This window comes from Grimontia hollisae CIP 101886, from assembly GCF_000176515.1.
Taxonomy (GTDB): Bacteria; Pseudomonadota; Gammaproteobacteria; order Enterobacterales; family Vibrionaceae; genus Enterovibrio; species Enterovibrio hollisae.
This window is the reverse complement of record NZ_ADAQ01000013.1, coordinates 608,333-632,146: the sequence shown is the minus strand read 5'-3', so window position 1 is coordinate 632,146 and position 23,814 is coordinate 608,333. Positions and strand designations below refer to the sequence as shown.

The window sequence follows — 23,814 nt, the reverse complement described above, 5'->3', positions numbered from 1 at the left end:
GGCGGGCATGGTGTTCGCCTTTTTTGTGATTGAAGAAATGAAGGAGCATGATGGCACAGGCAATGTTAACAATCGGGCTTCCTTTGGCGCTCGGCTGGATGATGTTCTGCGTGGGTATAACGCTTTCGGTGGCAGATTTCAAACGTGTGGTTGATTATCCTGGCAAGATTGCAGCGGGATTGGCAGCGCAGCTTATTGGCCTTCCGCTAATTGCTTTCACCATGGTTCATGTGTTTGCTCTTCCGGACATGGTTGCTGTAGGGCTTTGGATCTTGGCATTAGCACCTGGCGGGGCTTCTTCCAATGCAATCAGTCATCTTGCAGGTGGCGATTCTGCACTCTCGATTACCATGACTGCGGTGAGTAGCCTGATTATTCCTTTTAGCCTGCCTCTTCTGCTCCCTGTCGTTCTGACAGATGTTTCAGCGGCCATTCCGGTTAAGACTGCGATTTTACAGTTGGTTGCGGTCACCTTATTGCCAGTGACACTGGGGATGGCAATAAGGCACGTTATGAACGGGGAAGGGTTTGCCCGGTTTTCCGCATTTGCTGCGAGTTCAGCGCTGTGGGCCCTGTTTTTTACTGTAGCTGTCACGCTGGCTGCCAATACGGCGGTATTCTCACAATTGTTCTCAATTGCCTCTGTGATGGTGCTTCTGTTGTGTCTGCTGGGAATGGGGTTGGGTGTCGCTGTCGCTAAGCTGTTTTCAGGGGATAGCAAGCTTTCCAAAACGTTTGCCATTGAAGTGGGGATCCAGAACGCAGGAACAGCGATTTTCGTTGCTATCGTACAGCTTCAGCAGCCGGAGTTGGCGTTAACACCACTGCTTTACGGCGTGTTGATGAATATCCCGGCAATTATTCTGATCTTACTGAACAAGCGCATGGGAAAATCGCTCACTATATAGACAGCGCCAATGTGCCTCAGCCATGGCTGAGGCGTCTTTGGGTTTTCAGCCTTGCGCAGTCACCAAACACGATAGGTGCGGCTTATTATATTGTGAATGCCACGGGAGCGTGTTGGGATAAAAGGTGGCCCTTAAAATAGTCACTTTTCAAATAAGAAAGTCGCAAGGGTATTATTGTTGCTCTGCCATCTGGTATGCACGTATGGCAAGGCCACAAAGCATGACAGGCATACCATTAAAGACCTCTTCAAACTGTGCCAGTTCACCAGCGCCTTGTTCTGCCATGGCCGCTAGCGCTGATTCTGGATCAAACAACAGGCTGATAGATAACAACACGCCACCCAGCAGCGCATTTTCCTGAGAGTCTTCTGGCATCAGGGTTTCCCAGTCATCACGGCATAGGGTCCAACCCTGAAGCATGCCTTCGCAATATTCGCGGGTTGCCTGATTAACAATGTCGCTTTCACTCAATGCACAGGCTTCAGGCCATTTCCACTCATTGGAAAGCAGGGCACCGCGCTGCGTGTTCCACATATTTACGATGATATTGGCATACTGTTCCAGTTGTTCATGGCTAGCAAACGGCGCTTCCTCTTCACCACCCCACATAAACGCCAGCCATTCGCTGGGATCAATAAGATGTGGCGCAGCCGCCATCGCCGTAACAAACCCTTCAGTTTGTACAGCAGACAACAATTTTTGTTCCAGACCGTTTTCGGCGATAAATTGTGATAGCGAGATAGACATGAAACACTCTCTTTTCCGATTTAAGCGGCCATTCTACCAGTGTGGGTGAGAAACGCAGAGAGAAAAGCAATCAGCTCGCGCAAATTACCCAATGTCGTTTGATTCTTAAACACTTGCGTGTTTTTTTTAGGAATTTTATTGACCTTATTTCCTGGCTTCCCTATAGTAGCGCCCCGTTGAGGCGATAAGCCCAACCACAATATGGTGAGGTGTCCGAGTGGCTGAAGGAGCACGCCTGGAAAGTGTGTATACGGCAACGTATCGAGGGTTCGAATCCCTCCCTCACCGCCATATTCAAAACCCAAGCAGAAATGCTTGGGTTTTCTCGTTTCAGGGAAAGAGAAAGTGCGAGGAGGATGAAAGCCCTCGACAGGGCTCGCATAGCGGCGAAGATGAATTAACACATTTCAACCAGTTAAGTTTAAACGAAGAGATTTGGTTGTTCCCTGTGCGAACGTGACTCCAATCTTCAGCAAACCATTGACCCTGTATGCCGAACTCACTATAGTACGCTCCGTTGAGACGACAAGCCCAATCACAATATGGTGAGGTGTCCGAGTGGCTGAAGGAGCACGCCTGGAAAGTGTGTATACGGCAACGTATCGAGGGTTCGAATCCCTCCCTCACCGCCATATTTAAAACCCGAGCAGAGATGCTTGGGTTTTCTCGTTTCAGGGCCAAGGAAAATGTGTAGGGAGGGTGAGAGCCCTCGACAGGGTTCGCACAGCGGCGAAGCCGCGCAACGTCGGCTTGCCGACGGCCCCGAAGGGGTGAGGAACGAAGTGACGAATCATCCCTCCCTCACCGCCATATTTAAAACCCGAGCAGAGATGCTTGGGTTTTCTCGTTTCAGGGCCAAGGAAAATGTGTAGGGAGGGTGAGAGCCCTCGACAGGGTTCGCACAGCGGCGAAGCCGCGCAACGTCGGCTTGCCGACGGCCCCGAAGGGGTGAGGAACGAAGTGACGAATCATCCCTCCCTCACCGCCATATTTAAAACTCGAGCAGGGATTCTCGGGTTTCCCTCGTTTCTATCTTATGGAGAAAGTGCAAGGTAGCCTTGCAGTGCATTTCATTACTTACAATACACCACCCCAGTACATTGCATTGAACACGGTGAATGCAATAGCGACGCCTACTAGAACGAATAATGGTACATAGTTGGAAACCTTAGCAGCGATCTTTTTTGACACAGTAGGATCCTCTTGGTGATTAATTGCGCAAATTATGCTCTAAGGTGTGATGTGCATCAATATTTTGCATGCAGTGTTTTAAATCGAATTTTAAGGGTTTTCTAGTTATATCGACTAGCAGAGAGGGATAAAGAAATAATGGTGGTTGCTTTTGTCAGGTAAAAGCAAGGAGGGAATGTCAATATTCTTTTATTTTCAGTCGATTAGAAGGGTGGCGTTACAATAAAAAGGGCGGTAGCCCGCCCTTTTTAAAGATTATGCAAAGGCTTCCTGAAGTGGTGGAACGACTTGCTTCTTACGGCTTAATACACCGTCCAGCCAAACACGACCGTTTTCGGTTTGTTTACCGTATGCACGCTCAACAACCGCGACATCATCAGAAACAACCAACAACTCTGACCCTTCCTTCATAATGTCAGTGAGAAGCAGCATCACGGTATGGCGTTTGCCTTCCTCTTTCAGCGTTGCAATGTCTGCTTCCAATTCGGCTTTGATGTCGTCAAAGACAGTCAGATCAACAACTTCCAGCTGGCCAATACCCACTAGATTACCGTTCATATTGAAGTCTTTGAAATCACGCATTACAAGGTCACGGATTGGGGTGCCTGCTACTGCAGACTTCACATTGAACATTTCCATGCCCAATGCTTCAAAATCATCAACATCGGCGATTTTCGCTAAGTCTTCCACACAACGGATATCAGCAGTGGTGCAGGTTGGTGATTTGAAAATGACGGTGTCACTCAGGATCGCACACATCATGATACCTGCGATTTCTTTTGGAATATCGACACCGTGGAAATCGTACATCATCTTGATGACGGTGTTAGAACAGCCTACAGGGCGAATCCAGCATTCAAGCGGGGTAGACGTTGTCAGGTCGCCCAGTTTGTGGTGGTCAACAATACCTACGATAGTCGCTTCTGCGATATCGTCAGGTGCTTGAGTCAGCTCAGAGTGGTCAACGATGTAAACTTCTTCACCTGCATAGCTTAGCTTTAGCTCTGGCGCTTCGAAACCAAAACGCTCCAGAATGAATGCCGTTTCAGGCGAAACTTCACCCAGACGTGTTGCAACCGCAGGCTCACCGATTTGGTTTTTCAGGTACGCAAGTGCAATCGCACCGCAGATTGAATCAGAATCAGGGATCTTATGACCCACAACATACATTGGCATAGTTGGCTCTCGTCATGCTCACATTTAAATTTGGGCGCATTTTACCAGAGTAGGTTTAAATGTACATTCATCCATTGTATGAGGATGTCGCAGGTAACCACCAGAAAAACGCTGCCGAAGCAGCGAAAAGAAAGGTTCGTTGTTATTGCCTTGTATTCTTATAAATCTCTCATCAATATTTCAAGCTCTTCTGAGGCTTCTTCGATGAGGTTTTCCAGTTCTTTGGCATCATCATTCGCAAGTGGCAGTTGCCAATGAACCGGTTTGCCGTTTGACGTATGTTTGCCTACCAACTTCGTTACGCGTCCGCTGCGTTCAAATTTTAAATGTTCAAACTCAGCGGCGTGACGTTGGCGTTTTTCTAAGATTTCAACTTCCACGAGTCCAGTGGGATTAACCTGGACATGAGCATGTAATTGCTTTGTGTCTTTCAATAAATAGTGTCTGTGTCGAGCTAGCATAGCTTCCCCTTAGCAGCATTCCCATTCCGCATTTAAAGTGTAGTCAACAGTGGGTATCTGGGGCGGTTAAAACGGTATAAGTATGCATTAATATCGATCAAGACACTGATGTTCAAACGGATCTTTTTTCTCGTATTTTGTGCGGTAAATCTTTCGTCTTTTTAAAGAGTTGCAGATGATGAGTGGGAAAATACACGTAGTGTCCGCACGTGTCCCAAAAACTATAACAGTGGGCTGAACATATAAAAAAACTGCTCAACAGGGCGATTCAACACGGAGCGCCTTTCCCACTTTTGTTGATCAACCAGGGTAGAATCAGCCATATACGACGCCTGTAGCGCGACTAAGTCTTTGCAGAATTCTGGATCATCAATACAGAGCGTTAATTCAAAGTTTAGCCACAGACTTCGCATGTCCAGATTGACAGTGCCAATCAAACAAAAGTTGTTATCCACCATGACAGACTTGGTGTGCAACATACCTCCTTTGAAACGATAGATATTGATGCCAGCCCGAAGAAGATCGTTAAAGAAAGAGCGGCTTGCCCATTCCACCATTAAGCTATCGTTTTTGGCTGGAATAATGATATTCACGGTAACTCCGCGTTGAGCCGTGGTTTGTAAGGCATTAAGCAGGCTTTCGCTCGGCACCAGATAGGGGGTCGTGATTGTCAGGCTCTTTTTCGCCTGATGAATGGCCAACATGAGGACTTGTTGGATAATGCCATCTGGCATTCCCGGTCCAGATGGCACCACCTGCACAGAGTGATTGGCATGTTGGTGCTCTTCAATCAGGCTGCACTCCGGCAATTCTGGTAGATAACGAAGGCCAGTTTCCACTTCCCAATCCCAGGCAAAAATGCTGTTAAGGACCGGCACTGAGGGACCTTCTGATTTCACCATAATGTCTACCCATTGACCGACACCGGCATATTGTTTGAAAAACCGTGGGTCGACCAGGTTCATTGAGCCTGTATAACCAATTTTATTGTCGATAATCACCATCTTGCGGTGTTGGCGAATGTCAAGACGACGGAGGAACATACGGGCTGGGCTCACGGCCAGCGCTTCAATCAGTTCTACGCCTGCCTTTCGCATGGCGTCTGGCCAATGGCTGCGGAAGAATTGCTTACTGCCTGCTGAATCCAACAGGATTCGTACGGTAACACCGCGTTGTGCAGCATCACACACGGCTTTTGCCACATCATCTGCGTGACCGCCTAAATGCCAGATGTAGAACACCATATTGATAGAGTGCTGTGCTTCTTTCACATCTTGGGCAATGTTGCGAAGGATATCGGCAGGTTCATTGAAAAGAGTCAGTTGATTCCCTGCAAGTGCAGGAATACCTGCCCGTCGCAAGCATAAATCATGCACAGGGCGGGAAAGAAAGCTTTGATGTTGAGGACGATGGGCTTCGCATTCGTTTATTGTTTCAAACCACTTGCCATAAGGGGCAAACATTGCTTTTGCACGTTCGGCCCGCTTTCGCCCTAGGTTGAGTTCACCAAACAGCAAATAAAGAAACACTCCGACAATCGGGATAATGTAGATGATCATTAACCAGGCAATGGACACACCGAGTGCCCGACGTTTAAGGACAACACGGATCGTAACACTTGCAATGAGTAACCAATAAAAAAAGACACTTGCCCAAACCAGAAATTGATAAACCTTTTCCATTTCAATCTACTTAGTTCTAAACCCGCCCCAATATAGGCTCTTCAGAAACAGTATGCACTGTATTTAGCATTGCATATTCCCAAACCCGAGGCTGGAAAGAGAGGACTTGTTGATGGCGTTGACAGATGTGAAAAATATTGAGTCACAAGTGTTTACAAAGTAGTCGATTAGAGGCAAAAAATGGGGAAATATGTTGCTTAGATGAAAAATGTAGCTCTATCGCTTCAAATTTTATTCTCAAACTGGTTTACTCGCCATATCTGATTCGGAAACAGGAAATCTGTTAACTGTAATTTATAGTTTACACCCGGCGGGAGACACTAAGGAGCGGTAAATAGATGCTGGGAAGGCGTACTCATTTAATTCCCGCTGATACCAGGGTTAACAGACCCGGGCGCTACGGGGCAATGTGGGTAGTTATCAAATTCTTATCTAGAGAGTGATTATGGCAAGCGGTAATAGGGCCCAATTTTCAACCCGTTTAGGATTTATTTTTGCGGCTGCAGGTTCTGCGGTCGGTCTTGGCAATATTTGGGGTTTTCCAACCCAAGCGGCTAGCAATGGCGGGGCTGTATTCCTGTTGATTTACCTTTTTATGGTGTTTGTTCTGGCTTATCCGCTGCTAGTGGCAGAACTCACCATTGGCCGTTATGGCGCGTCAAACCCTATTCGATCCCTTATTTCAGTGGCACCAAAACAAAAAGCCTTTGGCTCTGCGGTTGGTATTGCGGGCATGTTGGGCGTGAGTGGTATTTTAAGTTTTTATGCGATTGTGGCGGGGTGGTTTTTCGGCTTTTTGGTTGGGCCTCTATTGAGCGCGGTCGGTCTGGAAAACGCTGCTGCCTGGCTAGAAAGCTTCAGTGTGGAGCGAAATCTGGTATTGATGGCGTTGTTTATGTTGCTGACCATTCTGGTGGTCCGTAACGGTGTAGCTGAGGGCATCGAGAAATGGTCAAGCCGCCTGATGCCGGTGCTATTCTCCCTCTTTGTTCTGATGGTGGCTTACACTCTGTTCCAGCCGGGTGCCTTTGAAGGTTTGAAAATGTACCTGATCCCTGATGTCTCGCATATATCGCCAGGCTTACTGGTCAGCGCAATGGGACAGGCGTTCTTTTCGCTTTCAATCGGCGTGTGCACCATGATGGTCTACGGGTCTTATCTGCGTAAAGATGCGAATTTGCCGAAAACGGCAGCTCAAGTGGCCTTACTGGATAGCGGTGTTGCGTTTGTTGCGGGCCTGCTTATTTTACCGGCGATGTTCGTCGCTCAGCACAATGGCGTTCAAATCTATAACGACGCGGGCGAGTTGTTAGACGGTGATACGCTTGTGTTCAGTGTGCTGCCTGCCATGTTTGATACCATGGGGGGGGCTGGGCTTATTGTCAGTGTGGCGTTTTTTGCCCTGATGGTCATTGCCGCGCTAACTTCGTCGATTTCTATGCTGGAAGTGCCGGTATCCTGTGCGTCTGAAGAGCTGAACAAAGACCGTAAAACTGTAGTGTGGTGGATTGGTGGAGCAATCGCACTGTTTTCTACGGTGATTGTCTTCAACTTTAGTACCTTGTTTGGCACAGTGATAAGTATCACCACTGAGTATATGCAGCCTGTTCTGGGGTTGATTATGGCCCTGATCGCGGGTTGGATCTGGAAGCGTAACCAGGTACTTCAAGAGCTAAGTGAGGGTTATCCTGAGCTGAAAGACAGCGTATTCTGGAAAATTTGGCCGACGTATGTTCGTGTTGTCTGTCCTGTCCTGATGGCGCTGGTATTTCTTTGGCCAATGTTCAAGTAGTCCTTGTTTAATCCCCGGTCTTGCGCCGGGGATTTTCTTTTCCAGCAAAGACTGACGAGAATTTTGGCAAAAATGGGTTTAAACTCGGCGCTGAATTTTCTCAGAGACAAGTTTTTCATGTTTACCCTGATTTTTCAGAATGACGATTTTCTGGTTATCGACAAACATCCTGGCATCAGTGTCCACAAAGATGATAATGACCAGCCGCTTTTAAGTGAGGTGGCAAAAAAAACGGGAAACGAAAAGCTCTACCTGATTCACAGGTTGGACAAGATGACGTCGGGTCTTCTTCTGCTTGGTAAGCACCCGCAGGCGGCATCAGACCTGTCGTTGATGTTCGCAGAAAAAACGGTGCAGAAATTTTATCTTGCATTATCAGCCAAAAAGCCGGGTAAAAAACAGGGCACCATTGTGGGTGATATGGCGAAAAGCCGCCGCTCGATGTGGAAACTCCTGCCAACGAAATCCAACCCTGCTATTACCCAGTTTTTTTCAACGGCAGGAGGGGAGGGAAAACGACTTTTCCTGTGTAAGCCTTACACGGGTAAAACCCACCAAATCCGTGTGGCCTTGAAAAGTGTCGGTTCACCTATTTTGGGGGACAGTACTTACCGTGGTGCAGACGCGGACAGAGGCTACTTACATGCCTTTGCTTTGCAGTTTACCTATCAGGGAGACGTGTTTTCTTTCCAACAGCTGCCGACAATAGGCGAAAAATGGCCTGTGTTGCCGAAAGAATGGCATTCGCCGGAACAATTACATTGGCCTGTGTTGCCGAAAAACAAGTAACAATCAAGTACTCCAGGGATGGACAGAGTATGGAGTCAAGCATGGCGCTTAAACAAAAGAAATCGCGCATCTTGCGTAAAGCCGGTGGATCCAGCCGATATTGGAATTTGGCGAACCTGCGTCGCCAATGGAAAAAGAAACAGGCACGTATAAGGAATCGTCGTTGCTCAAAATTTTATAACCTGCAATTAGACAGTCAGTGTGTCGAAGTCGCAATACTGGCTGACCCCCCAAAGGAAACTGCATGATGAAAGCGGCTGCTTTGCCTCTGTTTTTTGAACGTGTCACTGAGCGGCTTGCTGATTGTAGCCATGAAATCAGACGTGTCTTTCATGGTCGGGGGCGTTGCTATGAAGGCCTGGAACAACTGACGGCTGACTGGCTGGGGGAGGGCATCCTCCACATTGCGGTATTTAAACAAGCTGAGCCAGACTTTTATCGAGCGCTGGAAGCGGGTGTTAACCAACTGGTGAAGCATCCTGTCTGGGCAATGCGCAAAGGTAAAACGGTGATCATTCAGCATCGTGACCGGGAAGGGACCGAAACTGAGATCCTGACAGGCGAAATGCCTGCGCAGGTTGAAGTGATAGAAAATGGCTTGAAATACAAACTGGATTTGGGCAAACGCCAGAACAATGGTCTGTTTTTGGATATGCGTTTGGGACGCCAGTGGGTTAAGGAACACGCCAAAGGAAAACGTGTACTCAATTTATTTGCTTACACTTGTGGTTTTTCTGTCGCAGCCATCGAGGGGGGCGCCGAGAAAGTTGTCAATCTGGATATGGCGAAATCGTCCCTTTCCCGTGGTCGTGAAAACCACCATCTGAACCAACATGATCTCAGTAAAGTCCGCTTTCTTGGCCATGAGCTTTTCAAATCCTGGGGGAAGGTGAAGAAGTTGGGTCCTTATGACTTAGTGATTATTGACCCGCCTTCTTTCCAGAAAGGCAGCTTTGTGCTGACCAAAGATTACGCCAAAATCTTGCGACGTTTGCCTGAGCTGGTGGCTGAAGGAGGAGAGGTTCTGGCCTGTGTCAATGCACCAGACGTCAAGCCTTCATTCCTGACGGAACAGATGGCCGCGTTGGCACCGGATTTTTCGTTTGTTTCACGCCTCGACAATCCACCTGAATTTGAGGATATTGATGCGGACAGCGCGCTGAAAGTGATGCACTTCAAACGTCTTTGCTTAACGCATGTCTTGTGAGATGCAAAACAAAGCCCGCATTTAAAAGCGGGCTTGTTATTAACTGTGTTTTGCGCACTCTTTGTGAGTGATCACCCGTTCTAACACCGGGCGGCCACGGGCATCGCGGAAAAGCAGCTTGTAGTTCACGCCTTTCTCCATCAGCGAGGCAATTTCCGTGTCCTGACAATACGTTTTTTCAAGGCGCTCGGCTAATGCGGCTGGAGCGATATCGCCACTGCCTGCATACAACAATGTCAGTTCAATTTGCGTGCTGTTGGCTTTCGCACGAACCAAGTTGTAGCCGTTCATTGGTACCGGCACGATTTTGCTCAGCATATCAGCCCGCTGTAAGGCGAATGATTCTGCGATCTCCAGATCAGATGTGCTTGAACAGGCTGATAAGAGCAAGGTGATCACACCGATCAGCGCGACACGTCCTGTTTTTAGCGTTTTTTGCATTGAAAGTTCCTATGCGTTTCATCGCCGGAGCCATTACGCCGGCAGTACTTTTTTGAATGGTTTGACGATAATGTCTTTGTAAACGCCCGCTGCAATATAAGGGTCGGCATCTGCCCAGCGTTTTGCATCATCTAGATTGTCAAATTTCGCTATCACAGTCGACCCGGTAAAGCCTGATTCACCTGGGTCTTCGCTATCAACGGCTGGGTTTGGGCCAGCAATCAACAGGCGGCCTTCAGCGTCCAATTCCCGTAAACGTGCCAGGTGTTGTTCTCTAACCTGTAGCCTTAAAGGCAAACTGTTTTCTACATCTTGTGAAAAAATGACATACCACATCCGTGCTTTTCTCCGTGTGAATGTTCAGCCTGTTGTGTGCAAGGCTACAGCATTACGCAGGCAAGTTTTCTGATTTATAGCTTATTTATTGGCCTTGGGCGGCCATTACCATCAATAGCAACGTAATTAAAGATGGCTTCGCACACCTTATGACGAGTGCCGATACCGTCAATCGCAACTGGCTTTACCCATACTTCCAGGCTCACGCTCATTGATGTGCGGCCAATGTGGGTACATTCGCCGTAACAGCAAACCACATCACCCACCGAGACGGGGTGTTTAAATACAATTTCCTGCACAGAAACCGTCACCACACGTCCATGGGAAATTTCTTTGGCCAAGATAGCACCGGCAAGGTCGAGCTGAGACATGATCCAACCGCCGAAAATATCACCATTAGCATTGGTGTCAGCGGGCATAGCAAGTGTTCGCAGTAACAGTTGACCGCGGGGGCAATTATTCGTTTCCGACATGATACAACTTCCGGGAAATGAAATTAAAAAGAGTGAGCTTAATCACTCTGTGTACTGAGAGTTTATTGTTTTTCTGAGTCAGTCTTTCTTGGCATGTGCTTGTAGATATACACGCCACTGGTCAGAGTAAATACCAACGTCAGGGCCAGCAAGCCGAATACTTTGAAGTTCACCCAAACATCCAGTGGCATCTGGTAAGCAATGTAGACATTTAATACAGCAAGCACAGTAAAGAAACAAACCCAGGCCGTGTTGATGTTGCGCCATACTTTATCTGGCAAGGTAATTTCTTTGCCAAGCATCCCCTTGATTAGGGGTTTACCTAACATCTGGGAAACAACCAGTCCTATCGCAAAGAGGGCATAGACAATGGTCACTTTCCATTTGATGAAGTTGTCGTCGTGAAAGAACAGGGTCATTCCACCAAACAGTGCCACTAAACCGGCTGTGATGAGCTGCATTTTCTCTACTTTTTTATACATCACCCAAGTGACGGCGACCTGGATGACTGTCGCTACGATCAGTGCGCCGGTTGCGGTGTAGATGTCGTACATCTTGTAGAGGGCAAAAAAGATGATCAGTGGGATAAAATCGAGAAGTTGTTTCATTCAGATGCCGGTCCTGGTCTTTGTCTTTTTAAAGGGCGCTTTTGCATGAACCGCAAAGTTTACCGAAAACTCGCCATAGTTAAAATGCAATAAAACAGAAAGGCCAGCAACGCTGACCTTTAAGATTTATGGATCAGTTTTACTTCCGTGTTGCCACCTTCATCGAAGCAACAAACTCGCCAAGCGCCCTGAGCATATTGGTTTCATCTGCCAGGTTACGTTCGATGATTTTTACAACGGCTGAACCGGAAATTGCTCCTGCTGCCCCGGCTGTAATCGCTTCTTTCACCTGTGCGGGTTCAGAGATACCAAAACCCAGAAGGGGACGGGGGGCATTGTAGGCAGAAAGCTGAGACAGCAAGTGTCCAATCGGCTTACCTGCTTTGGTTTCCGCGCCGGTGACGCCTGCTCGTGACAACAAGTAGGTATAACCACCACCCAACTCAGAAATGGTTTTCAGCGTTTCTTCATTGGCGTTTGGTGGCGCGATAAAGATGGCGTGAATGCCATGCCTGGCAGCAGACTCACGGAATTCTGCTGATTCACCCGCTGGCACATCGGCAATCAGCACTGAATCCACACCGGCTTCTGCACATTTTGCGTAGAAGTTGTCAATGCCATTGGCGAAAACCAGATTCGCATACATCAAAAGACCAACAGGAATATCTGGGTGGCGTTCACGAACCTGCTTCAGAATATCAAAGCAGTTGTTTGGCGTGGTACCTGAATCAAGCGCCCGGATGGCGGCGCCCTGAATGGTGGGGCCGTCAGCCAACGGATCGGAGAACGGAATGCCCAGTTCTAGCGCATCGGCGCCATGCTCAATCAGGGTTTCAATGATGCGCAGTGATAGTTCTGGGTTTGGATCGCCGATGGTGACGAAAGGAACGAAGGCACCTTCACCTTTGGCATCCAGTTTTTTAAACATCGCTTCATAGCGGTGAGATAAGGTGGCAGCCATTACATCACTCCTTTTTGTTGCAAAATGTCGTGGACAGTAAAGATGTCCTTGTCACCGCGACCAGACAGGTTTACGACCAGCAGTTGTTCTTTTTCCGGGTTCTCTTTGGCCATTTTCAGCGCATATGCCAAAGCATGCGCAGATTCCAGCGCCGGGATAATGCCTTCATGGCGTGCCAGTTCCTGGAAGGCATCCAGTGCTTCATCATCAGTGATCGCCACGTACTCTGCTCGGCCAATCGCGTTAAGGTGAGCGTGCTGAGGACCCACTGATGGAAAATCGAGACCGGCAGATACGGAGTAAGACTCTTCAACCTGTCCGTTAGGATCCTGCATCAGTGGCGCTTTCATACCAAAGAAGATACCCAGCTTTCCATGCTTGAGCGGTGCACCGTGTTGGTTTGTATCCAATCCCAGACCTGCTGGCTCAACACCAATCAGGCCGACATCGGTTTCGTCAATGAAGTCTGCGAACATACCAATGGCGTTAGAACCACCGCCGATACACGCGATCACGCTGTCGGGCAGGCGACCTTCGATGTCCAGAATTTGCTGTTTGGTTTCTTCCCCAATCATCTTCTGGAATTCGCGTACGATAGTTGGGAATGGGTGAGGGCCTGCGGCTGTGCCCAGCAGGTAATGCGCTTCTTCATAGCTGGCTGACCAGTCACGCAATGCTTCGTTGCATGCATCTTTGAGCGTGGAAGAGCCGGAATGAACTGGGATGACTTCCGCGCCCATTAGCTTCATGCGGAATACGTTCGGGCTTTGGCGCTCAACGTCTTTTGCGCCCATGTAAACACGGCATTTCAGATCGAGCAGTGCACACGCAAGCGCTGTTGCCACACCGTGCTGTCCTGCACCGGTTTCGGCAATGATTTCTTTTTTACCCATACGTTTCGCCAGCAGCGCCTGACCCAATACCTGATTAGTTTTGTGCGCACCACCGTGAAGTAAATCTTCACGTTTTAGGTACAGCTTGGTTTTTGTCCCTTTGGTCAGGTTGCGACACAGGGTCAGTGCGGTTGGTCGGCCTGCGTATTCTTTCAGCAAGGAGATAAATTCTTTCTGAAAGGCAGGATCGTTTTGTGCGTCGATAAATGCTTGTTCCAGCTGATCGAGTGCTGGCACCAGAATTTGTGGGACATACTGCCCGCCAAATTCGCCAAAATAGGCGTTCAACTTAGTCATAACCGTCCTTTAGTAATCTCTGAGCGCCATAAAGGCAGCGTCCAATTTGTCTTTGTCTTTGATACCTGGTTCGCTCTCGACACCCGAGTTGAAATCGAGCCCCGCACAGCCAATTTGTGCGGCTTCTTTTGCGTTGACTGGTGACAGGCCACCCGCCAGCATCAGGCTTTCTTTTTGTTCATCCGGCACCAGTGACCAGTCGAATTGCGTGCCAGTGCCTCCGCGTTGGTTACCGACACGGCTGTCCAACAGGTTGCGGTCAGCGTGTACTTCGATGTGAGGCACCGAGTCGCTCACAGCGTGGGCCTTCCAGATTTGTGTGCCTTCGGGCAGGGCAAGGCGCAGTTGTTTAATGTAGTCGGTGTCTTCATCGCCATGAAGCTGTACCGCCGCGAGATTGAGCGTGCTTGCAGTGTCTGCAACGTGGTTCAAGTCATGGTTCTGGAATACCCCCACGTATTGCAGTGGCGCACCTTCCATCACGTTACGTGCCACCTCTGAATTGACGTAACGAGGCGACTTTTCAACAAAGATCAGGCCGCCATAGTTGGCTCCGGCGTCGTAAGCCGCTTTGGCGTCTTCGGCACGGGTCAGTCCGCAGACTTTGTTGTCGCCATAAAGTACCCGGCGGACCGCCTGTTCAACATCTGTTTCTGCCATTAATGAGCTGCCAATCAGGAAGCCATTGGCAAACGGTGCCAGCTCGCGGATTTGCTGGTGGGTATAGATACCTGACTCTGAAATCACAATGCGATCATCGGGCAGGCGCGGTGCCAGCACTTTGGTACGATTGAGGTCGATAGTCAGATCCCGAAGATTGCGGTTATTGATCCCGACTACCCTGGCATTCAGCGCTATTGCACGCTCCAGCTCTTGGTCATTGCTGACTTCTGTCAGCACACCGAGATTCAGCTCATGGGCAACAGTGGCAAGCGTTTGATACTCCTCATCGTTCAACACAGACAACATCAGTAGAATGGCGTCTGCCTGATAGTAGCGCGCAAGGTAGACTTGATAGGTATCGACCATAAAATCTTTGCAAAGTACAGGGCAGGGCACCTGGCTTCGCACAACAGGCAGAAAATCAAAGTTACCCTGAAAGTATTTTTCGTCTGTCAACACAGAGATGGCTGCCGCGTAGTTACCGTAAACGCCGGCGATGTAATCGAGATCGAAGTCATTACGAATCAATCCCTTAGACGGTGACGCCTTTTTATACTCGAGGATAAACTTCGCCGGACGACCTGACAGTGCGTCGTAGAAGCTGCGATCGCTGGGTACGACGTCTTTGATAAAACTCTCGAGAGGCTGTGACACCTTGCGTGCAGCAACCCACTCTTTCTTGTCTTCGACAATTTTTGCTAATACGGTTTCCATGGGGTCAGTTGCTCCGTGATGCCAGTTGCTGAACCAGTTCGAACGGTGTTCCGCTGCGCATAACGTCCAGTGCTTTTTGTGTATTTGTTTTTAAATCTTCGTGCCCAAACAAGCGCAGCAGTAAAGCGACATTCACGGCAACTGCTGATTGTTGCGCATCGCTACCTTTGCCTTGCAGGATCTGGCTAGTAATCTCACGGTTTTCTTCCGGTGTGCCACCCTTGATGGATTCAATAGGATAAGTCTGAACGCCAAAGTCTTGCGGTGTCAGGGTGTATTCAGTGATCGTACCGTCTTTGATTTCTGCCACCATGGTTTCACCATGAATTGCAACTTCATCCAGACCGCTGCCATGTACAACGATGGCTCGTTTCATATTGAGGTTCAGCATGGTTTCGGCAATCGGACGCACCAATGCTTTGTCGTACACGCCCATCAGTTCCAGTGTTGGTTTTGCTGGGTTAATCAATGGCCCTAACAGGTTAAAGATAGTGCGGGTTTTCATTGTCTGGCGGACAGGCATTGCGTGGCGAACACCGCTGTGATACTGCGGGGCGAACAGGAAGCAAACGCCTAATTCGTCTAATGCGCTGCACGCAGTGTCTGGGCTCATGGCCAGATCGATACCGAAGGCAGCCAGCAGATCCGAAGAGCCGGATTTGCTCGACACGCCGCGATTACCATGTTTGGCAACTTTCACACCACACGCAGCGGCAACAAATGCGGCGGTGGTCGAAATATTAATCGTGTTTGCACCATCTCCTCCGGTGCCGACGATGTCGGCAAAATCGTAATCCGGTGTTGGAAATGGGGTCGCATTTTCAGTTAATGCAGATGCCGCACCTGCAATTTCCTCTGGTGTTTCCCCTTTAATTTTCAGTGCTGTCAACGTGGCTGATAGCAGGATGGGATCGAGCTCGCCTTTGATGATCGTGTCAAATAGCTGATGGCTTTCTTCCCGCGACAACGATCTTTGCTCGTACAGTTTGTTAATAATCGCTTCCATAATGCTCTCCTTGTCCTTTTTCCATCAGCGTGATTGCGTGGCCCAGTTTATGGTAGTGGTTAAAAGGTCTGCGCCTTTTGTCGTGAGGATGGATTCCGGATGGAACTGAAAGCCCACCACTTTGTCCTTGTCGTTGACCACAGCCATGACCAGCCCATCAACGTCAGCAATCACATCCAGTGAATCCGGCACTTTTGTGGCAACCAGTGAATGATAACGGGCGATGGTCAGCGGGCTTTCAATGTTGCCAAACACGGCATGGCCGTTGTGTGTCATCAATGATGCTTTACCATGGACAATTTCTCCGGCGCCAGCCACTGTGCCGCCATAAGCTTCGGTGATTGCCTGTTGGCCAAGGCAAATACCAATCATGGGCGCCTTGCCTTTGAGTTTTTTAATCAGTGTTGGCATACAACCCGCTTCAGACGGTGCACCCGGACCGGGTGACAGCACAACCACTGGATTTTCCAGCTCAGAAATGGCTTGCTCTATTTGTTCGGCGCTCAGGCTGTTTCGGTAAATAGTGACCGGGTAACCGAGAGAGCGGAACTGATCGACCAGGTTGTAAGTGAATGAGTCAAAGTTATCGACGAGCACAATGTGTGTATTAGCCTGATTGTTCATACTTGTGCTCCTGTGTGTGCTGCGCGAATGGCAGTAAGAACCGCAGCGGCTTTACCACGGGTTTCATCCGCTTCAGCCTGAGGCACGGAATCAAAGACGACACCGGCACCGGCCTGAACCTGAGCAACGCCATCTTCCACGTATGCAGAGCGGATCACGATGCAGGTGTCCATATCGCCACGGCCGGTGAAATACCCGACTGCCCCGCCGTAACTGCCCCGCCGGCGTTGTTCAAACTCGCGGATCAGTTGCATGGCACGAATTTTCGGTGCACCGGTCAGGGTGCCCATGTTCATGCAGGCTTGATAGGCATGCAGGGCATCCAGATCGTCACGAAGCTGACCGACAACACGCGACACCAAATGCATGACATGACTGTAACGGTCAACTTTCAATAAATCAGCCACATAGCGTGTACCCGGTTCACTGATGCGAGCCACATCATTACGGGCCAAGTCGACCAGCATCATGTGCTCAGCGTTTTCTTTGGTATCGCTACGCAGCTCAAGCTCAATGCGGCCGTCCAAATCAAGGTTGATTGAGCCGTCGCTGTTTTTGCCACGGGGACGTGTCCCAGCAATAGGATAGATTTCAACCTGGTTGGTGTCCTTGCTGTATTTCAGGGCACTTTCCGGTGAGGCACCAAACAGGGTGAACTCGCTGTCATGCATGTAAAACATGTATGGGCTAGGGTTTCCCTGTTTGAGTTTGATGTACGCATTGAGCGGGGAAGGGCAAGGCAGGGTAAAGCGGCGGCTTGGTACGACCTGAAATACATCGCCCTTGACCACATAGTCTTTCAGCTTGTTCACTGCATGGCAGAAATCGTCGTCGCTGACGGATACGTCAACATCCACAGCGCTGAGCTGCTCTGCCGGTGGCAGCTCTGTTGGGTTAAGACAGTTTTCCCTGATGGTTTGCAGGCGGCGGCTCAGGTCAAAATAGGTTTCAGTGTTCTCATTGCCGCCAAACTGGGTCGCCTGAAGCTTGGCTTTACGGCGTTGGTGGTCAATAACCAGCAAGGTTTCGGCAACATAAAACAGATAATCCGGACACCGGTTTCCTGACGCGACCGCTGGCAATGGTTCAAATTGTGCCACCAGATCGTAGGCAAAAAGGCCGCCAATCATTAAAGCGTCATGGGGCAATCCATCAAGGTTGAAAGCCTGTTGCACTAAACGAAGGGCATCAAAAGGGGAAGGCTGGCGAAGGCGCGCATCTTCATCCAGCGTGCGGTTTTCTTCGGCGAAGTGCAGTATTAGCCGTTCAGACAGGCGCTCACGTTCGATAACAAGTGCCTGACGCACCAGTTCTGCGTCTACGGCATCCAGCAGGTTGCGGCCGTTTTGGCTCTTGGCTTCCAGCTCAACAGTGCGGCCACGACAGACAATACGCACTGCCGTGTCAATCAACATCAGGCTTTTCAGATCCTGCTTGGAATCAATTTCTGCTGATTCCAGTAACAGGCTATGCGGGCGCCCCTGACAGACCGCCGAATACAATTCCGTGGGCGCGGCGATATACGGCACATCCAGGCTCAATACGTCGAGTTCGCCTCTTTTTAACGCGTGGTTCTTCATAGTGCTCTCCCTGCGGCTTCAACAAAGGGACTCAGGTTCCACTCGGTGGCTTGTGGCTTTAGCACGATAATCATCATTTAAATCCTTTTACGTCCTGTTCTAGGGCAACCTTCGATCATTGTCGGGAAAATGGGTACAAAAAAACCCGCGTTATGCGGGCTTGGTGACGTCTTTTTTACGCGATAACGCATCACACTGCCCGATTATTGGGAGTGCCACCAACGTGTAATCAGCGCTGTTTGTTGAATGAGATTATGCGGTACCATGAAGACATCATCCATTAAACTGAGTAATTGTGTACTAGTTAACTGGTTCGCAATGACAAAGTCAAGCAACAATATAGAAGAAAATGAATGCTATTTGATTTACACAGCCACACAACCGCATCTGATGGACGCTTCACACCGGAGCAACTGGTGAAACGCGCCGTTGATTTTCGCGTTAATGTTCTGGCTATCACAGATCACGATACGGTTGCTGGACTTGACGAAGCGAAAGCCGCTGTTGCCCGTGACAAGTTGCCGCTTCACCTGATTGACGGTATTGAAATCTCCACGGTCTGGCAAAATAAAGATATCCATATTGTTGGTTTGAATATTGATCCGCAGTCCCCGGTACTCCAGGCGCTGATTGCCGAACAGGCCGGGCGTCGCAAAGCCCGTGCTGAAATGATTGCCGAACGGCTGGAGAAACAACGCATCCCGGGGGCGCTGGAAGGGGCACAGGCACTGGCGGGGGAGGTACCGCTAACCCGGGCACATTTTGCCCGTTGGATGGTAGAGCAGGGACACGTAAAAAACATGCAGTCAGTGTTCAAAAAATATCTGACACGTGGCAATCCGGGATATGTACCACCGAACTGGTGTTCCATCGAAGAAGCCGTTGATGTTATTCACAAAGCGGGCGGTCAGGCCGTGCTGGCGCATCCCGCGCGGTATAAACTTACTGCTAAGTGGTTGAAGCGCTTGTTGCAGGCCTTTAAAGAGGCCGGAGGCGAAGCCATGGAAGTTGCCCAACCACAACAATCACCGAATGAACGTCGCCTGTTGGGCGACTATGCAATTCAATATGGGCTTGCCGGTTCTCAGGGGTCTGATTTTCATTACCCTTCACCATGGCTGGAGTTGGGTCGTAATTTATACTTGCCGAAAGGCTGTAAAGAAATCTGGGAATCCTGGTCGTTGCCCGAATTTTCCGGGGCAGAGATGCCCCACGAGGAGGAAGTGTGAGCCAATTTTTTTATGTGCATCCTGAAAATCCGCAAGCCCGCCTGATCAATCAAGCTGTGGCGATTGTCCGTAACGGCGGTGTGATTATCTATCCCACCGATTCAGGTTATGCACTCGGGTGCCAATTGGAGAACAAACAAGCGCTTGAACGGATTTGCCGTATCCGTCGTTTGGACGACAAACACAATTTCACGTTAATGTGCCGTGACCTGTCAGAATTGTCCCTGTATGCAAGGGTAGATAACAGCGCATACCGGTTGATCCGTAATAACACCCCAGGGCGCTACACCTTTATCCTGAAAGCGACCAAGGAAGTGCCGCGCCGCTTGCTCAACCCAAAACGTAAAACCATCGGTATCCGTGTACCAGACAACCAAATTGCATTGGATTTGTTGGATGCATTGGGTGAACCCATGATGTCGACATCCCTGATCCTGCCGGGCAATGAGCATACTGAATCCGATCCGGAAGCAATTCGCGATCAACTGGAGCACGCGGTTGATTGTATTCTTAATGGAGGCTATCTCGGGGAGCAACCAACGACGGTGGTGGATATGAGTGACGGTGAACCTAATATCCTGCGCCGCGGGACTGGCGACACTTCTCCGTTTGAATAAGTTGAAAGGGGGGGGGGGTAGAAAGCGGCAGCCCCGCGACATCTCCCGATGAGATAACGGATGTTCAGGGCAAACGAAAATTGGCAATTGCCTCGTTACTGCCTGAGCGAAATCGCTTGGTGTCGTTGTGTACATTTTGGCATAATACGCCGTTGCCTTAGATCCGCGTTCAGTCGCGCCTCGAAAGGTTTTCTTCCGACATCGACGCCTGTGAAGGCGACAGTAAGGTAATTAAATAAATGAGCGAAAAATTACAGAAGGTGCTTGCCCGTGCAGGCCTAGGTTCACGCCGTGAAATCGAAAGCATGATTCAGGCAGGCCGAGTGAGCGTGAATGGTGTGGTAGCGAAATTGGGTGACCGTTTGGAAGACCTGAATGCCGCCATACGTGTTGACGGACATCATGTGTCGGTTTCTGCATCTTCTGAACAGGTTTGTCGTGTTCTGGCATATAACAAACCTGAAGGTGAGCTGTGTACCCGCAGTGATCCGGAAGGCCGTCGTACTGTATTTGACCGTCTACCACGCCTGAATGGTGCGCGCTGGGTTGCTGTTGGCCGCCTGGATGCCAACACGTCAGGCCTTTTGTTGTTCACGACAGATGGTGAACTGGCAAACCGCCTGATGCATCCAAGTCGTCAGGTTCAACGTGAATACATGGTACGTGTCTTTGGTGAAGTGAACGAGCAGATGGTGAAAAATCTGGTTCGTGGCGTTGAGCTGGAAGACGGTGAAGCGCGCTTTGAAGATGTGGTTTATGCCGGTGGTGAAGGTGCAAACCATACTTTCTACGTAGTTATCACCGAAGGCCGTAACCGTGAAGTGCGCCGTCTGTGGGAAACCCAGGGGGTGACCGTCAGCCGCCTGAAACGTGTCCGTTATGGCGATATCTACCTGAGCAAAGAGCTGCCACGTGGTGGGTGGATGGAACTGGAACTGAAAGACGTCAACTACCTGCGTGAAATGGTAGAACTGCGTCCAGAATCAGAAACCCTGATCAACCCAGAAGCGAAAAAACGTAAATCCCGCGTGCAGAAGATTCGTCGCGCCGTTCGTCGTTACGAAGAGCGTGTAGAGTCTGGTGAAACCCGTAAACCACGTAACCGCCGTGGGGGGCAGCCTGCAGGCAACCGCACCCGCGTTGGTGGTGGTCGTTCTGGTAAGCCGGGAGCAAGCCGTCCGGGACAATCTTCAAATCGTCAGAAGAAATCTGGCGGAAACCGCAACCCTAATTAACGGTGTTAATGCGTAAAGTAAAGGAAAGCCAGCAGAAAATGCTGGCTTTTATCGTTCTAGATCAACATATCTCTACCGCTTCGGCTGCGCATCAATACACTGACCATTAATGTCTTTTCCTTCCGGTGCCATCAAATAAAGGTAGAGGGGCATGATATCCAGCGGTGTTTTCAGATTGTTAGCATCTTCTGCTGGAAACGCCGACGCACGCATTTTTGTACGGGTACCACCAGGGTTGATCGCATTTACCTTCACCCGCGTGTTGCTCAGCTCATCAGCCAGTACTTGCATCATGCCCTCGGTGGCGAATTTTGAGATAGCATACGTGCCCCAGAAAGCCCGACCTGAGTGCCCAACGGTTGAAGAGGTGAAGACAATGCGGCCATCGTCTGATTTTTGAATCAGGGGCAGCAGTGCCTGAGTCATCAGGAAGGTTGCTTTCACATTGACCTGCATGACGTCGTCGTAGGCTTTTTCTTCGATTTGATCGAATGGGCTTAATACACCCAGCATACCGGCATTGTGTAATACGCCATCGAGTTTACCGAATTGCTGTTCAATGGTGTCTGCCATGTCGAGATAGTGCTGGCGTATTGCACCTAACATATCCAGTGGAATGATCGCGGGCTGCGGATATCCTGCCGCTTCAATCTCGTCATAAACGCTTTCCAGCTTCTTCACTGTGCGTCCCAGCAGAATGACGGTTGCACCGTGTTGCGCGTAACTGAGGGCAGCCTGGTGGCCAATACCGTCACCTGCGCCGGTAACCAGAATCACTTTGCCATTCAATGCATCGGCTGCTACTTGATACTCCACGTTACAATATTCCTTTTCTTTTGGTCTTGAGTGCTTGCTAATTTGTTGCCCGCAAGCTGCGAGCCAGAAGCACGTTGGGTATGTCACATTGTAAAGTGGCTTTGGAATCAGAAACAACAGTGCAATGAAGAGAAAGCGACATGGGTTGTTAGAACAGCATGGGATGCCTCAATCATGAATCTGATTTTGGCTTACTGAAACTTCGGGTTGTTTGGGGCTCAATGTCTAGTAGAATGGCGCGATACCTAACATTCTGCGTATTATTAAACCCCATGCAGAAATAACAATAAACGAGGATAAAGTTTGGAATTCTTGCTTGATTACGGCCTTTTCCTGGCGAAAGTGCTGACCTTTGCAGTTGCCGTGATTGTGGTACTGTTGATAGTGAAAAGTGCCGGTGGAAAACACGGCCCAAAAGGTGAGTTGGAAATTACTAATCTGACTGAAAAGCATAAAGATCTTATCCATTCAATGGAATCCCATCTTTATGATGAAGCAGTATTGAAAGCACGTGACAAGGCGGATAAAAAGGCCGAAAAAGCTAAGGCGAAAGAAGCCAAAGCTGAAGCGAAGAAAATGACTGACAAGGCCTCCTTGGAGCAAAGCCGTAAACCGCATGTGTTTGTGGTGGACTTTAAAGGCAGTATTGATGCCCGTGAAGTGGCCTCATTGCGCGAAGAAGTGACGGCGATTCTGGCCGTTGCCAAAGCAGGCGATGAAGTGCTTGTCCGTTTGGAAAGCGGTGGCGGCATGGTTCATGCCTATGGCCTTGCGTCTTCCCAGCTTGATCGTATTAAACAGGCGGGTATTCCCCTGACTGTCGCCGTTGATAAAGTGGCTGCAAGCGGGGGATACATGATGGCATGTGTGGCGGATAAGATCGTTGCTGCACCATTCGCTGTAGTCGGGTCTATCGGGGTGATTGCCCAACTGCCAAACTTCAATAAGCTTTTGAAAAAACATGATATTGAGTTTGAGCAACTGACTGCCGGTGAGTTTAAACGGACACTGACCATGTTTGGTGAAAACACGGACAAAGCACGTGAAAAGTTTCTCACTGAACTTGAAGAAACCCATGCCCTGTTCAAACAGTTTATTGCTGATCACCGTCCTTCACTGGATCTGGAAAAAGTGGCGACCGGTGAACACTGGTTTGGTAATCAGGCACTGCCGCTGGGATTGATTGACAGCATTGGAACCAGTGATGATTACCTGGTGTCAGCAGTGAAAGAAAAAGATGTTCTGGGCGTAAAATATGTTCAACGTAAGAAGCTGGCTGAGAAATTGGCAGGCGCATCAGCAGATGTACTTGATCGGGTGCTGTTGAAGTGGATCAGCCGCGGTCAGCGACCAATCGTTTAGGAGTAA

The 23,814-nt window shown here is 49.4% G+C and carries 24 protein-coding genes, 2 tRNA genes, 2 other RNA genes and 1 other annotated feature; of the genes, 13 read left to right on the top strand and 15 right to left on the bottom strand.

Annotated features, from left to right (window positions below):
- The first annotated feature begins 50 nt into the window (after nt 1-50).
- Nucleotides 51-908, top strand: coding sequence for a bile acid:sodium symporter family protein (locus tag VHA_RS15705; RefSeq protein WP_005506076.1), 858 nt, complete (start codon nt 51-53; stop codon nt 906-908).
- A gap of 171 nt (nt 909-1,079) precedes the next feature.
- Here the strand turns inward: VHA_RS15705 and VHA_RS15700 are convergent, their stop codons facing one another.
- Entirely contained in the window at nt 1,080-1,655 is a 576-nt protein-coding gene (locus tag VHA_RS15700) for a UPF0149 family protein (protein ID WP_005506075.1), read from the bottom strand.
- A 203-nt stretch (nt 1,656-1,858) separates the two neighbouring features.
- On the opposite strand from VHA_RS15700, the gene VHA_RS15695 reads away from it, so the two are divergent.
- The 4 genes from VHA_RS15695 to VHA_RS18750 all read left to right on the top strand — a co-directional run bounded on the left by VHA_RS15695 (nt 1,859) and on the right by VHA_RS18750 (nt 2,643).
- Nucleotides 1,859-1,946, top strand: a tRNA-Ser gene (locus VHA_RS15695).
- Between the two features lie 253 nt (nt 1,947-2,199).
- A tRNA-Ser gene (locus VHA_RS15690) sits at nt 2,200-2,287 on the top strand.
- A 47-nt stretch (nt 2,288-2,334) separates the two neighbouring features.
- A non-coding RNA gene (locus VHA_RS15685) (RtT sRNA) lies at nt 2,335-2,465 on the top strand.
- Between the two features lie 47 nt (nt 2,466-2,512).
- Nucleotides 2,513-2,643: non-coding RNA, RtT sRNA (locus VHA_RS18750), on the top strand.
- A 458-nt stretch (nt 2,644-3,101) separates the two neighbouring features.
- Here VHA_RS18750 and VHA_RS15680 read toward each other — a convergent pair.
- The 3 genes from VHA_RS15680 to cls form a co-directional block, all read right to left on the bottom strand.
- On the bottom strand, nt 3,102-4,022 hold the full coding sequence (locus tag VHA_RS15680) for a manganese-dependent inorganic pyrophosphatase (RefSeq protein ID WP_005506074.1): 921 nt from the start codon (nt 4,020-4,022) through the stop codon (nt 3,102-3,104).
- Between the two features lie 158 nt (nt 4,023-4,180).
- Nucleotides 4,181-4,483 carry a hypothetical protein gene (locus VHA_RS15675; protein WP_040529105.1) on the bottom strand — a complete coding sequence of 101 codons (303 nt, stop codon included), beginning with the start codon at nt 4,481-4,483 and terminating at the stop codon, nt 4,181-4,183.
- A 221-nt stretch (nt 4,484-4,704) separates the two neighbouring features.
- Nucleotides 4,705-6,165: a cardiolipin synthase gene (gene cls / locus VHA_RS15670; RefSeq protein ID WP_005506068.1), complete on the bottom strand. Its 1,461-nt coding sequence runs from the start codon at nt 6,163-6,165 to the stop codon at nt 4,705-4,707.
- A gap of 445 nt (nt 6,166-6,610) precedes the next feature.
- Here cls and VHA_RS15665 point away from each other — a divergent pair, with 445 nt between their 5' ends.
- From VHA_RS15665 to VHA_RS15650, 4 genes are all read left to right on the top strand, one after another.
- Nucleotides 6,611-7,957: a sodium-dependent transporter gene (locus VHA_RS15665; RefSeq protein ID WP_005506067.1), complete on the top strand. Its 1,347-nt coding sequence runs from the start codon at nt 6,611-6,613 to the stop codon at nt 7,955-7,957.
- Between the two features lie 117 nt (nt 7,958-8,074).
- A complete protein-coding gene (locus tag VHA_RS15660) occupies nt 8,075-8,746 on the top strand; it encodes a TIGR01621 family pseudouridine synthase (protein ID WP_005506064.1) in 672 nt (223 codons plus the stop codon).
- Nucleotides 8,747-8,787: 41 nt separating this feature from the next.
- Nucleotides 8,788-8,994 carry a hypothetical protein gene (locus tag VHA_RS15655; protein ID WP_104439908.1) on the top strand — a complete coding sequence of 69 codons (207 nt, stop codon included), beginning with the start codon at nt 8,788-8,790 and terminating at the stop codon, nt 8,992-8,994.
- Entirely contained in the window at nt 8,994-9,953 is a 960-nt protein-coding gene (locus tag VHA_RS15650) for a class I SAM-dependent methyltransferase (RefSeq protein ID WP_172465031.1), read from the top strand. The genes VHA_RS15655 and VHA_RS15650 overlap by 1 nt, the downstream gene beginning before the upstream one ends.
- 39 nt (nt 9,954-9,992) lie before the next feature.
- Here the strand turns inward: VHA_RS15650 and gspS2 are convergent, their stop codons facing one another.
- The 10 genes from gspS2 to VHA_RS15600 all read right to left on the bottom strand — a co-directional run bounded on the left by gspS2 (nt 9,993) and on the right by VHA_RS15600 (nt 18,549).
- On the bottom strand, nt 9,993-10,394 hold the full coding sequence (gene gspS2, locus VHA_RS15645) for a type II secretion system pilot lipoprotein GspS-beta (protein ID WP_005506060.1): 402 nt from the start codon (nt 10,392-10,394) through the stop codon (nt 9,993-9,995).
- Between the two features lie 33 nt (nt 10,395-10,427).
- Nucleotides 10,428-10,730, bottom strand: a complete 303-nt coding sequence (locus VHA_RS15640; protein WP_005506058.1) for a YciI family protein — start codon at nt 10,728-10,730, stop codon at nt 10,428-10,430.
- 74 nt (nt 10,731-10,804) lie between these two features.
- A complete protein-coding gene (gene yciA, locus VHA_RS15635) occupies nt 10,805-11,203 on the bottom strand; it encodes an acyl-CoA thioester hydrolase YciA (RefSeq protein WP_040529101.1) in 399 nt (132 codons plus the stop codon).
- A 62-nt stretch (nt 11,204-11,265) separates the two neighbouring features.
- Entirely contained in the window at nt 11,266-11,811 is a 546-nt protein-coding gene (locus VHA_RS15630; protein WP_005506050.1) for a septation protein A, read from the bottom strand.
- A gap of 139 nt (nt 11,812-11,950) precedes the next feature.
- Nucleotides 11,951-12,772, bottom strand: coding sequence for a tryptophan synthase subunit alpha (trpA, locus tag VHA_RS15625; RefSeq protein ID WP_005506048.1), 822 nt, complete (start codon nt 12,770-12,772; stop codon nt 11,951-11,953).
- Nucleotides 12,772-13,962: a tryptophan synthase subunit beta gene (gene trpB / locus VHA_RS15620; protein ID WP_005506046.1), complete on the bottom strand. Its 1,191-nt coding sequence runs from the start codon at nt 13,960-13,962 to the stop codon at nt 12,772-12,774. Before trpB ends, trpA begins: the two co-directional genes overlap by 1 nt.
- Nucleotides 13,963-13,971: 9 nt before the next feature.
- Nucleotides 13,972-15,339: a bifunctional indole-3-glycerol-phosphate synthase TrpC/phosphoribosylanthranilate isomerase TrpF gene (trpCF, locus tag VHA_RS15615; protein WP_005506045.1), complete on the bottom strand. Its 1,368-nt coding sequence runs from the start codon at nt 15,337-15,339 to the stop codon at nt 13,972-13,974.
- A gap of 4 nt (nt 15,340-15,343) precedes the next feature.
- A complete protein-coding gene (gene trpD / locus VHA_RS15610; protein WP_005506043.1) occupies nt 15,344-16,345 on the bottom strand; it encodes an anthranilate phosphoribosyltransferase in 1,002 nt (333 codons plus the stop codon).
- Between the two features lie 24 nt (nt 16,346-16,369).
- The gene (locus VHA_RS15605) at nt 16,370-16,969 is read right to left on the bottom strand and encodes an aminodeoxychorismate/anthranilate synthase component II (protein ID WP_005506041.1); all 600 of its coding nucleotides are present in this window, start codon (nt 16,967-16,969) and stop codon (nt 16,370-16,372) included.
- Nucleotides 16,966-18,549, bottom strand: a complete 1,584-nt coding sequence (locus tag VHA_RS15600; protein WP_005506040.1) for an anthranilate synthase component 1 — start codon at nt 18,547-18,549, stop codon at nt 16,966-16,968. Before VHA_RS15600 ends, VHA_RS15605 begins: the two co-directional genes overlap by 4 nt.
- 135 nt (nt 18,550-18,684) lie before the next feature.
- Nucleotides 18,685-18,776 (bottom strand) — a sequence feature (Trp leader region).
- A gap of 126 nt (nt 18,777-18,902) precedes the next feature.
- Between VHA_RS15600 and rnm the strand changes: the two genes are divergently transcribed.
- From rnm to rluB, 3 genes are all read left to right on the top strand, one after another.
- Nucleotides 18,903-19,778, top strand: a complete 876-nt coding sequence (rnm, locus tag VHA_RS15595; protein ID WP_005506038.1) for an RNase RNM — start codon at nt 18,903-18,905, stop codon at nt 19,776-19,778.
- Nucleotides 19,775-20,395, top strand: coding sequence for an L-threonylcarbamoyladenylate synthase (locus VHA_RS15590; RefSeq protein ID WP_040529099.1), 621 nt, complete (start codon nt 19,775-19,777; stop codon nt 20,393-20,395). Before rnm ends, VHA_RS15590 begins: the two co-directional genes overlap by 4 nt.
- Nucleotides 20,396-20,634: 239 nt before the next feature.
- Nucleotides 20,635-21,630, top strand: coding sequence for a 23S rRNA pseudouridine(2605) synthase RluB (gene rluB, locus VHA_RS15585; RefSeq protein ID WP_005506031.1), 996 nt, complete (start codon nt 20,635-20,637; stop codon nt 21,628-21,630).
- A 72-nt stretch (nt 21,631-21,702) separates the two neighbouring features.
- Here rluB and VHA_RS15580 read toward each other — a convergent pair whose 3' ends face one another.
- Nucleotides 21,703-22,446 carry a YciK family oxidoreductase gene (locus tag VHA_RS15580; RefSeq protein ID WP_005506029.1) on the bottom strand — a complete coding sequence of 248 codons (744 nt, stop codon included), beginning with the start codon at nt 22,444-22,446 and terminating at the stop codon, nt 21,703-21,705.
- 303 nt (nt 22,447-22,749) lie between these two features.
- Here VHA_RS15580 and sohB point away from each other — a divergent pair, with 303 nt between their 5' ends.
- The gene (sohB, locus tag VHA_RS15575; protein WP_005506027.1) at nt 22,750-23,808 is read left to right on the top strand and encodes a protease SohB; all 1,059 of its coding nucleotides are present in this window, start codon (nt 22,750-22,752) and stop codon (nt 23,806-23,808) included.
- Nucleotides 23,809-23,814 lie beyond the last annotated feature (6 nt).